A 16,770-nucleotide genomic window follows, 5' to 3' on the forward strand; every position below is an offset into this window, starting at 1 on the left:
ACCCTGGGAGTGCGCGGACCAGCGCTGGGGTTGCTATCGGAAAGCCCCTTCGAGGACGAGATTCAGAGGTACGCCAAGAACCTCTCAATCGACTCTCGAGGACACGACATGCACACGCTGACCGATTCGCTCGCCGACAACCTGTACGCCCTGCCGATCGCACAGCCCGTCGCCGAGGTCGACCCGCAGGCGGTCGTGGTGTCCACCGCCGATTGCAACCTCACCTACGCCGAGCTCGATCGCTGGTCCAACCGCCTGGCCCGGCTGCTGCTGCGCATCGGCGCGGGACCGGGCACCCGTATCGCGGTGGCGATCGACCAGCCGATCGAGTCCGTGGTGGCCGAGCGAGCCGCCACCAAGATCGGCGCCGTCACCGTCCCGGTCACCGATGACGGCTCCTACGCGCTCGGCACCCCGGTGGGCATCACCACGAAGGACCAGCAGCCCGAGCGCGCGGACCGGATCACCTGGCTGGTGCTGGACGAACGCTCCACCCTGCAGCGCTACCTGACCAGTTCCGCCGCACCGCTGCGCGCGGCCGACCTGGATCTTCTGCCGGCCGCCGCCTGAGCGGGCATACCCCTCCGAACGCGACCCGAACAGCGATGTTCGGGTCGCGCAGTGTGCGCAATACCCCCGCAGCGCCGACCACGCCGGTTCAGAATTGAGGTGCCGCGTGCTGTGCGGCGGCAGGTACTACCGCTACCGCGGTGGCTGCGGGCGGTCCTCGCCGGGTAGCCCGACCACGGTCAGAACGTAGGACACGTCATGAAACAGCCTTCCCTTTCGGTGAAAGATTCGGACACAGCGCTCCCCGACGGGGCCTTCGCCCTGTCGGCGGCCCAGCGCGGCATCTGGTTCGCCCAGCATGTCGCCGGTGACACTCCGATCTCCATCGCCCAGTTCGTCGAACTGAACGGACCGATCGATCTCGACCTGCTGGCGCGCTCGGCGCGGCAGGCCGGGCGCGAGTTCGGCACCGGCTACCTCCGTCTGATCGAAGTGGAGGGGCATCCGTTCCAGTTCGTCGACACCACCCTCGACGACAGCTTGGAAACGCTCGACTTCCGCTCCGAGCCCGATCCGGAGGCGGCCGCGCGCGCGTGGATGCGCGCGGAGTACGAGGCACCGCTGGAGTTGACCCGCGACCGGCTGGTGCGGATCGCGATGTTGCGCGTCGGCGCGCAGCGCTGGTTCTGGTACTCGCGCATCCACCACATCGTGCTCGACGGCATGGGCGCGCTGACCATGGTGCAGCGCACCGGCGAGCTGTACAACGCCGCCGTGGAGGGCCGCGAAGCGCCACCGGCGAAGGCCGAGGACCTGCGCAAGATCGTCGAGGCCGATCTGGCCTACCGCAGCTCGGAGCGGTTCGCCACGGATCGGGAGCACTGGCTGGCGCATCTGGACGGGATGGCAGATCCGGTGAGCCTGGCCGGGCGCACCGCGGGCGTGGACGGGCATCCGAGCCGGGTCGCGGGCGCGCTGCCCGCCGAGACCGCGCGACTGCTGGACGCCGTCGCCGAGCAGCTCTCCTCCGGTGTCGCGCCGACCGTGGTTGCCGCGTTCGGCGCGTACCTGTCCGCGATGACCGGCTCGCCGGAGGTCGTGCTGAGCCTGCCGGTCTCCGCGCGCACCACCGCGACGCTGCGCCGTTCCGGCGGCATGATCGCCAATGTCGTCCCCCTGCGGCTGCGGCTGACGCCGGCCACCACGGTCGGCGACGTGATCCGGGCGGCCCAGGGTGAGCTGACCGGGGCGCTGCGACGCCAGCGCTACCGGCAGGAGGATATCTTCCGGGATCTGGGCTGGCCGATGGACGAGGCCGGGTCGTTCGGCCCCACGGTGAACCTGATGATGGTCGATACCAGGATCCAGCTCGGCCCGGTCACCGGACGGCTGCACGTGCTGACCTCCGGATTGATCGATGATCTGTTCGTCAACCTGTATCCGGGCGTCGGCGGCGAGAGCACGCATATCGACTTCCAGGCCAACGGCAACCTCTACTCCGACGCCGAGCTGACCGGGCAGCATCGCCGTTTCCTGTCGTTCCTGCACCGCTTCCTGGCCGCGGGGCCGGACGCGCCGCTGACCGGGGTGTCGGTGCTGTCGGACGACGAGCGCACCGACTTCGCTCCCGCCCGCGGGCCGCTGGGCGAGAGGGCACGGACGCTGCCGAGCATCCTCGCCGAGGGCGCGGCCCGTGACCCGCTGGCGACCGCGCTCGTGGAAGACGAGACCGCGCTGACCTACCGGCAGGTGGACGACTACACCAACCGGCTGGCCCGGGTGCTGATCGCCGCGGGCGCCGGACCCGAGCGCACGGTGGCGATCTCGATCCCGCGGTCCCTCCGGTCGGTCCTGGCGACGATCGCGGTGGTCAAGACCGGCGCGGCGTTCGTGCCGATCGATCCGACCTATCCGGCCGACCGGATCGAGCACATGGTCGGCGACAGCGGAGTCGTCGCGGGAATCACGATCACATCTGCCCGAAAGGCGTTGCCGGGCAGGGTGTCCTGGCTGATCCTCGATGAGGAGAACACCGAGCGGAAACTGGCCGAGCGGGACGCGGCGCCGCTGACCGACGCCGAGCGGATCACCGCGGTGCACCCGGACCAGGTCACCTACATCATCTACACCTCCGGCTCCACCGGACTCCCCAAGGGCGTGGCCGTGCCGCACCGAGGGCTGGCCGACCTGGTGGCGAGTTCCGGCGCCGGATTCGGCGTCGACGCGAGTTCCGTTGTCGCCCATGCCGTATCGCCGAGTTTCGACATCTCGGTCGAGGAAATCCTGGTCACGCTCGCCGCGGGCGCGACGCTGGCCGTGGTGCCGCCCGCGGCGTACGCGGGCGAGGAGCTGGCCCGGGTGCTGCGCGCCCACCGCGTCACCCACCTCAACGTGACCCCGGCCGTCGTGGGATCGCTCGAACCGGCGACCCTGCCCGATCTGCGCACCGTGATCGTCGGCGGTGACGCCTGCCCGCCCGAACTCGTCACGAAATGGTCGGGCCGGACTCTGCTGAACGGCTACGGCCCCACCGAGACCACCATCACCGTGACGCTCAGCGCCCCGCTGACGCCGGACGGCCCCGTCACCATCGGCGGTCTGGCCCGCGGCGTAGCGGCCGTGGTCCTCGACCCGTGGCTGCGTCCACTGCCGCCGGGCACCACCGGTGAGCTCTACCTCGCCGGCCCCCGTGTGGCCCGCGGCTACCACCGGCGCAACGGGCTGACCGCCGATCGTTTCGTCGCGAATCCGTACGCGATCGGCGAGCGCATGTACCGCACCGGCGACCTCGTGCGCTGGGTATACAACGACGGGCGCGTCGAACTGGAGTACCAGGGACGCAGCGACTTCCAAGTGAAGGTGCGCGGGTTCCGCATCGAACTCGGCGAGATCGACGCCGCCCTGCAGCGGCATCCCGACGTCGACTTCGCGCTCACCCTCGGCGTCGAAACCGGTTCGGGCGCCACCGCGCTGGTGTCGTATGTGCTGCCGAAGCCGGGAGCGCAGCTGCATCCCGAGGCGTTGAAAGCCGCCGCCGGGGAATCGCTTCCGGCCTACATGGTTCCCGCCGTGGTCATGGTGCTCGACGAACTGCCGCTCACGCCGCTGGGCAAGGTGGACCGCAAGGCGCTGCCCGCACCGGAATTCGGCGCGCGCACGACGACGAGCAGGCCGCCGTCCACGCCGAGGGAGGAGACGCTCGCCGCACTGTTCGCGGAGGTGCTCGGCCTGGAATCGGTGGGTGTCGACGAGAGCTTCTTCGCGCTGGGCGGCGACAGCATCGTCTCGATCCAGCTGGTGTCGCGGGCGAAGGCGGCCGGACTCGGATTCGGCGCGCGAGATGTCTTCGAACGCAAGACCGTCGCGGCGCTGGCCGCGGTGGCCACCGAAGTCCCGAGCGCGGTGGTGCATGAACTGCCCGGCGGCGGGGTGGGCGAGGTGGAGCTCACGCCGATCGTGCACGCGATGCTCGAGGACGGTGACACCTGGCGGCGCTTCGCCCAGGCGGTGCTGATCGAGCTGCCCCCCGGTATCGAGCACGCCGGTCTCGTCACGGCGCTGCAAGCACTGCTCGACCGGCACGACCTGTTGCGTTCGACGCTGCGCCGCACCGGTGACGGGTGGAGCTGGGTGGTCGCCGAAGCCGGTGCGGTGAACGCGGGCGCCCTGCTGGAGGTCGTGACCGCGGGCGCGGACGCGGAGGCAACCTGCGAGCATGCGTTGCAGCGCGCCGCCGACCACCTCGACCCGGAGGCGGGCGTGGTCGCGCGTTTCGTGTGGATCGACCGCTCAGGCGCGGCGCCGCTGCTGTGGCTGGTGCTGCATCATCTGGTCACCGACGGCGTCTCCTGGCGCATCCTGCTGCCGGATCTGGCCACCGCCGCGCTGGGCGGCGAGCTCGCGCCGGTCGGCACCTCCTTCCGGCGCTGGGCGCACGGACAGCGCGAGCACGCGGTTACCCGCGCGGGCGAGTTGCCGCTGTGGCAACGCGTTCTGGCCACGCCCGACCCCGCGCTCGGGTCGGCGCCGATGGACCCGGCCCTCGATGTGGTGAGCACCGTGGCGCATCTGTCCACCGTCGTGCCGCCGGATGTCGCGGACACGGTGCTCAGCACCGCGCCGGACCGGTTCCACTGCGGCGCCGACGACGTGCTGCTGGCCGGACTCGCGTTGGCGCTCGCGCGGTGGCGCGGACGTACCTCCACGCTGTTCACCCTGGAGGGTCACGGCCGCTCGGAGACCGTTGTGCCGGGCGCGGACGTCGCGCGCACGGTGGGCTGGTTCACCAGCATCTACCCCGCCGCGATCGACCTGACCGGCATCGATGTGGCGGATGCGTTCGCGGGCGGGGCCGCGGCGGGCGCCGCGATCAAGGCGACCAAGGAACAGCTGCGCACCCTGCCGGACAAGGGCATCGGGTACGGCATGTTGCGCTATCTGGTCCCGGAGACCGCGGCGGCGCTCGCGGACGCGCCCACCCCGCAGATCAGCTTCAACTACCTCGGCCGCGCGTCCACCGGCGGGGAGGCCCAGGCGTGGCTGCCGCGCCGGTTCGCCGCCACCCAGGACGACCGCGCGCCGCTGGCCGCCGCGGTGGACATCAACGCCGTGCTCACCGACGCCGGCCTCGAGGTGACCTGGGCCTACGCCGGACGACTTTTCGACGAGGCGGATCTCGGCGAACTCGCCGCGCTGTGGGGGCAAGCGCTCGGCGCGCTGGCCGGGCACGCCGGATCCGCAAGCGCGGGCGGACGCACGCCGTCGGACTTCGACCTGGTCGCCGTCACCCAGGCGCAGATCGACGCCTGGGAGCGCGACTACCCCGACCTCGCCGACGTGTGGCCGCTCTCGCCGCTGCAGTACGGGCTGCTGTTCCACGCGTTGTACGACTCCGACACCGCCGACGGCTACACGGTGCAGTCGCTGCTCACCCTCGCGGGCACCGTCGACGGGGCCCGGTTGCGCCGCGCCGCACAGGCTTTGGTGACCCGACACGAGAACCTGCGCGTCGCCTTCGCCGAGACCGAGGACGGCCCCCGTCAGCTCGTCCTGGCCGACGCCGAGATCGACTGGCGGGAAGTGGATCTCACCGGCATCGCCGACGCGGAGGAACGCGCCGGCGAACTCGACAGGTTGGTCGCGCTGGACGCCCGCACCCGGTTCGAACTCACCCGTCCCCCGCTGCTGCGCTGCACACTCATCCGAATCGCCCCCGACACCTACCGTTTCGTGCTCACCAACCACCACTTGGTGCTCGACGGCTGGTCGACGCCGCTGCTCGTGCGCGAACTGCTCACCCTCTACGTCACCGACGGTGACACCGCGGCCCTGCCACCCGCGCACTCCTACCGCGAGTTCCTCACCTGGCTGGCGACCAGGGACGACGCCGCATCCCTCGCGGCGTGGACCGATTCGCTGGCCGGCATCGACACGCCGACCCGCGCGGTGCCCACCCTCGCCGGGATCGAATCGACCGAAACCGGAATGATCTCCGTCGACCTGTCCCGCGACACCGTGGCCCGGCTGGAGACCGCGGGCCGGGAGGCGGGCGCGACGGTGAACACCCTGGTGCAGGCCGCGTGGGCGATGCTGCTGGCCATGCTCACCGGCCGCACCGACGTGGTGTTCGGCGGCACCGTCTCGGGGCGTCCACCGGAACTGGCCGGGGTCGAGGAAATGGTCGGCCTGTTCATCAACACGCTGCCGGTGCGGGTGCGGCTCGATCCGGCAGAGAAGGTGGCCGACCTGCTCGCACGCGTGCAGTCCGAGCAAGCGCGCCTGATGGACCATCAGCACGTCGGACTCGCCGCCATCCATCAGGCGGTGGGCTTGGCCGAATTGTTCGACACGCTCACCGTGTTCGAGTCCTACCCCATCGATCGCGAAGCGCTGTCGCAGGCGCTGGACATCGCGGGCATGCGGGTGCTCGACGTGGAAGGCACCGACGCGACGCCGTATCCGCTGAATCTGATGGTGATCCCGCTGCGCGGCGACGACGGCCGCGACACGCTGCGGATCACGCTGAAGTACATGGCCGGCCAGCTTCCGGAGCAGGAGGCGCGTCCGCTGCTGGATCGCTTCGTCCGGCTGCTGACCCAGCTCGGGGACAACCCGCGCGCGCTGGTCTCCCAGCTGCAGTACTGCGACGACGCCGAGCGCGCCGCGCTGGTGCCGGTGCGCGGCCCGGAGTCGGTGCCGCAGGCCACGCTGCCCGAACTGCTCAGCGCGGGCGCGAGGATCGATCCGGACGCGATCGCGATCACCGCCGGTGAGCTCACCATGTCCTACGGCGAGCTCGACGCGTGGTCCAACCGCTACGCCCGGGTGCTACTGCGCCGCGGCGTCGGGCGCGAGGTGTTCGTCGTGCTGGCGCTGACCCGCTCGCTGGAATCGGTGATCGCCGTGTGGGCGCTGGCCAAGACCGGCGCGGCCTTCGCGCCGCTGGACCCGAACTACCCGGTGGAACGCATCGAGCACATGCTCAGCGACTCCAAGGCCCCGATCGGCGTGACGGTCACCGCCACCGGCGAGACGCTGCCCGGCACGATCGACTGGTTGCTGCTCGACGACCTCAACACCATCCGGCGGGTGATGACGGTTTCCGAAGCGCCGATCACCGACGAGGAGCGCGGCGGGCCGATCGATCTGGACCAGACGGCGTACCTGATCTACACCTCCGGCTCCACCGGCAAGCCGAAAGCGGTGCTGCTCAGCCACCGTGGAATCGCGAATCTCGTTGCCGCGCAACGGGAGACGCTTGAGCTGGCGCCCACCGCCAGCGTGCTCCAGGTGGCCTCACCCAGCTTCGACGCCTCGGTGTTCGAGCTGCTCATCGCCCACGGCGCGGGCGGCAGGCTGGTGGTGTCGCCGCCGGACGTCTACGGCGGGACGGAACTGGAAACCCTGCTGCGCGCCCAGCGCGTCACCCACGCGGTGATCACGCCCTCGGCGCTGGCCACCATGGAACCCACCGGCCTGGAACACCTGCGCGTGCTCGCGGTCGCGGGCGAGGCGGCGACGCCGGAGCTGATCGAGCGGTGGTCACCGGGCAGGCGCATGGTGAACCTGTACGGCCCCACCGAGTTCAGCATCTGGGCCACCGGGCCCGGCGAACTCCGCACCGGCGAGCCGATCACGATCGGCGGACCCATCCGCGGCGCCGCCACCGTGGTGCTGGACGCCTGGCTGCGTCCGGTGCCGGTGGGGGTGCCCGGTGAGCTGTACCTGGCGGGCCCGGCGCTGGCGCGTGGCTACTTCAACCGGTTCGAGATGACCGCGAGCAGGTTCGTCGCCGACCCCTTCGGCGAACCCGGCGAGCGGATGTACCGCACCGGTGACATGGTGCGCTGGGTCGAGGACGACGGCGGTTACGAGCTGGAATATCTGGGCCGCAGCGACTTCCAGGTCAAGATCCGTGGCCTGCGCATCGAGCTGGGCGAGATCGACGCGGTGCTCTCCCGCGACGACGAGGTCGAGTACGCGGTGACCATCGGGCGCACTGGCCCGGCCGGGACCACCGTGCTGGTCTCCTACGTACTGCCCGCCGAAGGCGTGCGACTGGACGTCGAGCGGCTGCGCGCGCGGGTGGCCGCCGAGCTGCCCGGGTACATGGTGCCGGGCTACCTCGTCGTGCTGGACTCGATTCCGCTCACCCCGGTCGGCAAACTCGATCGCAAAGCCCTTCCGGTGCCGGACTTCGCGGAGAGCCACCGGCCCTACCTCGCGCCCAGCACGCCGGTCGAGGAGGCGGTGGCCGCGGTGTTCGGCGAGGTGCTCGATCGCGAGCGCGTCGGCGTGGACCAGTCGTTCTTCGAGCTCGGCGGCAACTCGCTGAGCGCGACGAAGGTGGTGGCGCGGGTGAACGCGGCGCTCGGGTCGCGGGTCGCGCTGCGCGATCTGTTCGACGCGCCGACCGTGGCCCAGCTGTCCGCCCGGGTTGTACCCGCCACCGGCGGGGCGCACGGCCGGTTCGCCCTCGCACCACGCATCCGGCCGGATCGGGTTCCGCTGTCCCCCGCGCAGCAGCGGATGTGGGTGCTCAACCGGATGGATCCGGCCTCACCCGCCTACAACATCGCGGTGGCGCTGCGGCTCACCGGCGATCTGGACGTCGAGGCGCTGCGCGCCGCGCTCGTCGACGTGGTCGACCGGCACGAGAGCCTGCGCACGCTGTACCCGGCGGATGCGGAGGGGCCGCGTCAGGTGGTGGTGGGTGCGGACGTGGCCGTGCCCGCCATGCCGGTGGTCGACACCGAGGACGGCGCCGCACTGCGCGGACGGATCACCGAGCTGGCGGGAACCGGCTTCGATCTCGCCGCCCAGCCGCCGTTGCGGGTGGGCCTGTTCCGCGTCCACGGGGGCGCCGAGCCCGCCGCGAGTGCGGCACCGGTGTCGTCGGCTCCTGCGGTGGGCGAAGCGCCGGTCTCGTCCGGGCCCGTAGCCGGGACCGCGCCGGTGACGTCGAGCTATACCGCGGGCCCCGAGGAGATCTCGGCCGCCACGCCGCCGGTGCACGTCGTCGTGCTGGTGGTGCACCACATCAGCGCGGACGGCGCGTCGATGGCACCGCTGGCCGCCGACCTGGTCGCCGCCTACTCCGAGCGAGCCTGCGGCGGGCAGGCCACCCGCGTCCCGCTGCCGGTGCAATACGCCGATTTCGCACTCTGGCATCGCGAGGTGCTCGGCGACGAAACGGACCCGGAATCGCTGGCGGCCCAGCAGATCGGCTTCTGGCGTGAGAGCTTGGCGGGCGCGCCCGATGTGCTGGAACTGCCCGCCGACCGGCCGCGCCCGGCGGTACAGACCATGCACAGCGCCGACTTCGGCTTCACCGTCGACGGCGAGACGCACCGGGCGCTGGTGGATTTCGCCGCCGCGCACGGCGTCAGCCCGTTCATGGTCGTGCACGCCGCGCTCGCGGTCCTGCTCGCCCGCCTCGGCGGCACCGACGACGTGCTGATCGGCACCCCGGTCGCCGGACGCGGCGAGGAGGCGCTCGACCAGCTCGTCGGCATGTTCGTCAACACTCTCGCGCTGCGCACCCCGGTCGATCCGGCAGCGGGCTTCGCGGCGTTCCTGGACACCGTGCGGTCCGCGGACCTCGACGCCTTCGCCAACGCGGATGTGCCGTTCGAGCGGCTGGTCCAAGTGCTGGATCCGGCGCGATCGACCGCGCACCACCCGTTGTTCCAAATCTCGCTGTCGATGCAGAACTTCGTCGAACCGGTGCTGGAACTGCCCGGCCTGCGGTTCGAGGTCGAGGACTTCGAGCGCGACGCCTCCCAGTTCGACCTGACCCTGGATCTGCGCGAGCGCTTCGCCGACAGCGGTCCGGCGGGCATCGACGCCGTGCTGACCTACGCCACCGATCTGTTCGACGAGGCGACGACGGCCGCCTTCGCCGCCCGGTGGCGGCGCGTGCTCACGACGGTGCTTTCCCGGCCCGACGTTCGCATCGCCGATATCGACATCCTCGACGAGGCCGAACTCGCCACACTGGTGCCCGTGCGCGGGCCCGCGTCCGTCGCGGCCGTGACCCTGCCGGACCTGCTGAGCGAGACGGCGCGGCGGTACCCGGATCGCGTCGCCCTCGTGGTCGGCGGGCACATCACCACCTACGCCGAGATCGATGCGCACGCCAACCGCCTGGCCCGAGTCCTGCTCGAGTCGGGTGCCGGGACGGAAACCGTTGTCGCGCTCGGTCTGCCACGCTCAGCGGAACTACTCACCGGGATGTGGGCCGCGGCGAAGGCGGGCGCGGCGTTCCTTCCGGTCGATCCGAAGCACCCGGTCGAGCGCATCGACCACATGCTCACCGACTCCGGCGCGGCACTGGGCCTGACCCTGGCCGCGTTCCGGCCGATGCTGCCCGACAGCACGAATTGGCTGGTGCTCGACGACCTCGCCGTCGTCGAACGCTGGAGCGCCGCGAGCAGCAGCCCACTGCGCGAAAGCGAACTGCTCGCACCCGTCCGGCCGGACAACGCGGCATGGATGATCTACACCTCCGGCTCCACCGGCACGCCGAAAGGCGTCTCGGTCTCCCACCGCGGTATCGCCGATCTCGTCGCGGCGCAACAGGCTTCACTCGGTGTGGACGAACACTCCCGGGTGTTGCAGGTGGCGTCACCGAGCTTCGACGCGTCGGTGTTCGAGGCGATCATGGCGTTCGGCTCCGGCGGCGCGTCGGTGGTCGCACCGCCGGAGGTGTTCGGCGGCAGCGCGCTGGCCGAGCTGATCGCCGCCGAGCAGGTCACCCACCTGGTGATCACCCCGTCCGCGCTGGCAACCCTTGATCCCGCCGAGGTGACCAGCGTCCGGGTGCTCGCGGTGGCAGGCGAGGCGGTCGGGGCCGAACTGGTCGACCGCTGGGCGACCGGGCGCAGCATGGTCAACCTGTACGGCCCCACCGAATCGACCATCTGGGCGACGGGTTCGGCGCCGTTGGAGGTGGGCGCCCCGGTGTCCATCGGCACCCCGGTGCAGGGCACGGAAGCGCTGGTTCTCGATGACCGGCTGCGACCGGTCCCCTTCGGCGTGGCGGGCGAGCTGTATCTCGCCGGACCGGCGCTGGCACGCGGCTACCACGCGCGGCCGGGCCTGACCGCCGCTCGCTTCGTCGCCGACCCGTTCGGCGCGCCGGGTGAGCGGCTGTACCGCACCGGCGACCTGGTGCGCTGGGTCCGCGGCGACGCGGGCCCGGAACTGGAGTACTTGGGCCGCACCGACTTCCAGGTCAAGGTGCGCGGACAGCGCATCGAGCTCGGCGAGATCGACGCGGTGCTCGGCCGGGCCGAGGGCGTGGACTTCGCGGTGACGCTCGGCGTGCCCGGCCCCACCGGCGCGACCGCGCTGGCCGCCTACCTGGTTCGCACACCCGGATACGAGCTCGACGTGGCGAAGGCGCGCGCCTTCGCCGCCGATATCCTGCCCGGCTACATGGTGCCCACGGCATTCGTCGTGCTGGACGAGATCCCGCTCAACGCGGTCGGCAAGCTGGACCGCAAGGCACTGCCGGAACCGCAGTTCCTCGCCGACCGCACCGCGTACCGCGCGCCGGAAACGCCGACCGAACAGCAGCTGGCCGCGATCTTCGGCGAACTGCTCGGGGAGGCGCGAGTCGGCGCCGACGACTCGTTCTTCGCGCTCGGCGGCGACAGCATCCTCGCGATCCAGCTGGTGACGCGAGCCAAGCAGCAGGGCATCACCTGCACCCCGCTGCAGGTGTTCGAGCACCGCACGGTGGCGGCATTGGCCGCGGCCGCCGACGCGGCGGGCACCGCGGTGACCCTGGACGAACTGCCCGGCGGCGGTGTCGGCGAGCTGCCGCTCCCGCCGATCGCGCACTACATGCTGGAGCGCGGCGGGAACTACGATCGCTTCGCCCAGACCGCGGTCCTGGAGCTGCCGGTGGGTATCGAGCGCGCGCAGATCGTCGCGGTGCTCGCCGCCGCGGTGGACCGGCACGACATGCTGCGCGTCCGGCTGGTGACCGACGGCGAGGACGGGCCGCGCCTGCTGGCCGGCGCGCCGGGGTCGGTCGACGTGGACGCATTGCTGCACCGCATCGAGTTCACCACCCTCGACCCGATCGAACTGCACGAGTTCGCCATGACCGAGCTGGACGCCGCCGCCGACCGGCTCGATCCCGCCGAGGGCACGGTGCTGCAATTCATCTGGCTGGACCCGGTGGGCGACGCGGGCGCGCGCACCGGATCCGGCCGGCTGATCGTGCTGGCGCACCACTTGGCGATCGACGGCGTGTCCTGGCGCATCCTGGTGCCGGACCTGGTGGCCGCGTGGGCACAGGTGTCGGCCGGGAACACCCCGGTGCTCGCGGAGACCGGTACCTCGATGCGCCGGTGGGCCCACGCGCTGGCCGACGAGGCGCGCTCACCGCAGCGGATCGCCGAACTGGCCTACTGGCGCGACGTGCTCGCCGCACCCGACCCGGTGATCGGCGGCCGGGAACTCGATCCCGCCATCGACCGGACCGGCGCACTGCGCATGGTCGAGCGGGAGGTGTCCGCGGAAGTCACCACCGCGCTGCTCACCACCCTGCCCCGCTTGTTCCAGGGCAGCGTCAACGACGCGCTGCTGGCCACCTTGGCGCTGGCGCTGGTGCGCTGGCGGGCCTGCGACCCCTCCGCGCTGGTGCGCCTGGAAGGTCACGGCCGCCAGGAGGAAGTGGTGCCCGGCGCCGACCTCTCCCGCACCATCGGCTGGTTCACCAGCATCTACCCGGTGCGCTTGGACCTGGCCGGAATCGACATCGATGACGCGCTGGGCGGCGGGCCCGCGCTGGGCGCGGCGATCCGCGCCGTCAAACACCAACTGCTGGCGGTGCCGGACAAAGGAATCGGCTTCGGCTTGCTGCGCTATCTCAACGCCGAGACCGCGCGGCAGCTCCCGGAACGCCTGCCGGGGCGGGTCGGCTTCAACTACCTCGGCCGATACTCCACCGGCGATATCCCGGCCGGGCTCGAGGGGCTGGGCTGGCTGCCGACCGACGAACTCGGCGACGTGCACGTGGCCGAGGATCCCGGCGTACCCCTGCAATCGGCGATCGACGTCAACGCCGTCGTCATCGGAGACCGGCTGCGGGCGAGTTTCGGCTTCCCGTCCACCCTGCTCGACCAGGACGACGTCGCCGAGCTGGCCGATCTGTGGATCGGCGCATTGCGCGCGGCGGCTCGTTTCGCCCAGACCCCGGCGGCACGGACCGCCGCCGAGGAGGAAGCGGCGGCCACGGCGGCGCCGGCCGTCCCGGCCGCCGGCGGGCTCGGTCTGGACGTGGTGCTGCCGATCCGGCTCGGCGGCGAGCAACCCGCGCTGTTCTGCATCCACCCGTCGTCCGGAATGTCGTGGACCTATTTGGGATTCGCCGACGCGCTCGCGCCCGGCCGCCCGATCTACGGGCTGCAAGCGCCCGACCTCGGCGGCCAGGAACCGCCCGCGCGCTCGATCGAGGACTTCGCCGATCGCTACGTGCGGGAGATCCGGACCCTGCAACCCGAAGGGCCGTACCACCTGCTCGGCTGGTCGTTCGGCGGCCTGATCGCCCACGCGGCGGCGGTGCGGCTGAAGGCCGCGGGAGCCGAGGTGGGCGTGGTCGCGCTGCTGGACGCCGACACCGCCGACATCGATGGCGACAGCATCGAGCGGCTCACCGCGGGCTCGTTCGTGAACAGCTTCGGCGCGGTGTTCGGCATCCACGACGTGCCCGCGGACGCGACCGCGCAGCAGGCGGCGGAGCTGATTCGCGAACGGCTCGGCGGGGTCTCGCTGATCGACGCCGCCACGCTGGAGCGGATGGCCGGGTCCTACAACGCCGCCGCCCGGACCAGAACCGGATACCGCCGACCCGTGTACGACGGCGACATCGTGTACTTCAGCGCGACCGTCGACACCTCCGACATCTTCGGTCCCGACGGCTGGCGGCCGTACGTGACCGGCGACATCATCAATCACGACATCGAGGTCACCCACGACGAACTGACGGCGCCACAGGTGCTGCCGGTCATCGCGCGCGTGCTCGATGCACATCTGGGAGGCCGAGGATGAATTCCGATCAAGGCGTCGTCGTCGAGGGGATCGAGAAATCCTTCGGCGCGGTCAAGGCATTGCGGGGAGTCGATTTCGCGGCCGAGCCGGGCGAGGTGCTCGGCATCCTCGGACCGAACGGCGCGGGCAAGACCACCACGGTGAACATCCTCTCGACACTGATCCGGCCGGACCGCGGCCGGGCCACGGTCGCCGGGTACGACGTGGTGGACGATCCCGCGGCGGTGCGCCGCAGCATCATGCTGACCGGGCAGTACGCGGCGCTGGACGACATGCTCAGCGGCTACGAGAACCTGGTGATGTTCGGCAGGCTGATGGGCTTGCGCAAGCGGGCCGCGCGCGCCCGCGCGGACGAACTGCTGGCCGAGTTCGATCTCGAGCGCGCGGCGGGCCGCCGGGTGGGCACCTACTCCGGCGGTATGCGCAGGCGCATCGACATCGCCTGCGGTCTGGTCGTCCGGCCCGATGTGGTGTTCCTGGACGAGCCGACCACCGGGCTGGATCCGCGCAGCAGGCAAGGCGTGTGGGATCTGGTCTCCGGCTTCAAGAAGGCGGGTATCACCACCCTGCTCACCACCCAGTACCTGGAGGAAGCCGACGCGCTCAGCGACCGGATCATCGTCATCGACCACGGCGTGGTGATCGCCCAGGGCACCGCCGACGAGCTGAAGTCGCGCACCGGCGGCAGCTACTGCGAGGTCGTGCCGCTGAACCTGCGAGACCTGCCCGCCATCGCCGCGGCCCTGGGTCCGCTGCTGCCGCAGGAGAATCGGGACGCGCTGGGTCCCGATTCCGATCGGATCGCCATACCCGCTCCGGACGGCGCGAAGACACTGCTGGAGGCGCTGCGCCGCCTGGACAGCGCGGGCGTCGACCTCGTGGATGTCGCACTGCGCCGCCCCTCGCTCGACGACGTCTTCCTCCAGTTGACCGGGCATCTGGCGACGACGGCGGAGATCGCGCAGCGGGAGGTCGTGTCGTGACGGCGGCGACCTGGCTCAGCCAGACCCGTGCGGCGCCGCTGCGGCCGCAACAGTGGTGGGTGCTGACCAGCCGGCTGGTCACGCCCTCGGTGCGCAGCGGCGAGGTGCTCACCTCGGTGCTGGCGCCGGCGACATTCACCGCCAGCTTCTACATTCCGCTGAAGATCATCATGACCGTGATCGGCACCGGCTTCAGCAGCTACGCGCAGTACATGATGCCGCTGGTGATTTTGCAGGCCGCCGCGTTCACCGCCGTCTCGGCAGCCTTCCGCGCCGCCACCGATTCGGTCGCCGGGCTCAACCGGCGTTTCGGCGCGATGCCGATCGGCCCGCTGGTGCCGGTCGCGGCGCGCCTGTCGGGCAACATCTTCCGCTTGGTCATCGCGTTGATCACCGCGTTGATCTGCGGCCACGTCATCGGGTTCCGCTTCTACCTCGGCGCCGCGCACACGATCGGTTTCGTGCTGTTCTCGTTGCTCATCGGGCTCGCGCTGATCTGGGCCGGAGACGTGATCGGCACCGTTTCGCGCAACCCGGAGGCGACCGCGCAGGCACTGGTACTGCCGCCGTTGATCTTCGGCATGCTGTCCACCGGCATCGCGCCCGCCGACCAGTTCCCGGCATGGGTGCAGCCGTTCGTGCGCAACCAGCCGGTGTCGCAGTGGGCCATCGGCCTGCGGGCGTTCGCCGGTGACAGCGGACCCAACGCGGGCCAGGTGAGCTTGTCGCTGCTCGGACCGCCGGTGGCGTGGGCGCTGGCCATCCTGATCATCTGCGTCCCACTGTCGCTGCGGCTGAGCTCGAGGAGGGCGTGATGGCACTGCTGGCCGATCACAGGCACGAGTCGTGGACCGGCTCGGAAATGTCGGTGTCTGCGCTGATAGCGCACACGCTGATCCAGACCCAGCGCCTGCTGCTGCGCTGGGCACGCAATCCGGTCACCCTGCTGGAGACGCTGATCATCCCGTGCCTGCTGCTGATCATGCTGAACACCGTCATCGGCGGGCAGATCCGGAAGTTCACCGGCGAGAGCGCGCTGTACGGCTCGGTGCCCATGGTCGCCCTGGTGGGCGCGCTGTCCGGCGCGGTGGCCGGGGGCGTGCTGCTCGGCCGCGAACGCGACGCGGGCCTACTCGCGCGCTTCTGGGTACTGCCCGTACACCGCGCCTCCGGCCTGGCCTCGCGGGTGCTCGCCGAGGGCTGCCGCATCTTCGTCTGCACTGTGGCCGTCGTGCTGGTGGGCTCGGTGCTCGGGTTCCGCTTCCACCAGGGCGTCGCGGCGGCGATCGTCTTCCTGTTCGTCCCGGTGCTCTTCGGCCTGGCCTTCGCCACCGTCGTCACCTCGGTCGCCGTGTTCACCGCGAAGTCGACGCTGGTGGAGGGCATCACGATCCTCACATCCCTGATGATGTTCTTCAGCACCGGCTTCGTTCCGCTGGCCGCCTTCCCCAAGTGGGTGCAGCCGGTGGTGCGCAACCAACCCCTGTCCGTCGGGGTCGACGCCATGCGCGCGCTCGCCTTCGGCGGGCCGCTCGCCCGGCCGCTCACCCTCACCGTCGTCTGGTCGATCGGCGCGATCGTCCTGTTCGCGGTGCCCGCGACCATCGGCTACCGCCGGGCCAGCAGGCGCTGACCCCGGCTCACAGCGAACTCCCAGCACGAACCCAGCCGGACATGAGCGCCCGTTCCTAACGTCGTGCAAGACGATGTCGGC

General features: G+C 71.2%; 5 protein-coding genes. All 5 read left to right on the plus strand.

Annotated elements, in window-relative coordinates; all coding sequences use genetic code 11:
- Window positions 1-108 precede the first annotated feature (108 nt).
- Entirely contained in the window at window positions 109-570 is a 462-nt protein-coding gene (locus NA8_RS01895; RefSeq protein ID WP_063048598.1) for an AMP-binding protein, read from the plus strand.
- Between the two features lie 198 nt (window positions 571-768).
- Window positions 769-14,073 carry a non-ribosomal peptide synthetase gene (locus NA8_RS01900; RefSeq protein WP_063048599.1) on the plus strand — a complete coding sequence of 4,435 codons (13,305 nt, stop codon included), beginning with the start codon at window positions 769-771 and terminating at the stop codon, window positions 14,071-14,073.
- A complete protein-coding gene (locus NA8_RS01905; protein WP_062969554.1) occupies window positions 14,070-15,056 on the plus strand; it encodes a daunorubicin/doxorubicin resistance ABC transporter ATP-binding protein DrrA in 987 nt (328 codons plus the stop codon). The genes NA8_RS01900 and NA8_RS01905 overlap by 4 nt, the downstream gene beginning before the upstream one ends.
- The gene (locus NA8_RS01910; RefSeq protein WP_063048600.1) at window positions 15,053-15,871 is read left to right on the plus strand and encodes an ABC-2 transporter permease; all 819 of its coding nucleotides are present in this window, start codon (window positions 15,053-15,055) and stop codon (window positions 15,869-15,871) included. Before NA8_RS01905 ends, NA8_RS01910 begins: the two co-directional genes overlap by 4 nt.
- Window positions 15,871-16,689: an ABC transporter permease gene (locus NA8_RS01915; protein WP_063048601.1), complete on the plus strand. Its 819-nt coding sequence runs from the start codon at window positions 15,871-15,873 to the stop codon at window positions 16,687-16,689. The genes NA8_RS01910 and NA8_RS01915 overlap by 1 nt, the downstream gene beginning before the upstream one ends.
- Window positions 16,690-16,770: the final 81 nt, after the last annotated feature.

The organism is Nocardia arthritidis NBRC 100137, from assembly GCF_001612765.1.
Classification (GTDB): domain Bacteria; phylum Actinomycetota; class Actinomycetes; order Mycobacteriales; family Mycobacteriaceae; genus Nocardia; species Nocardia arthritidis.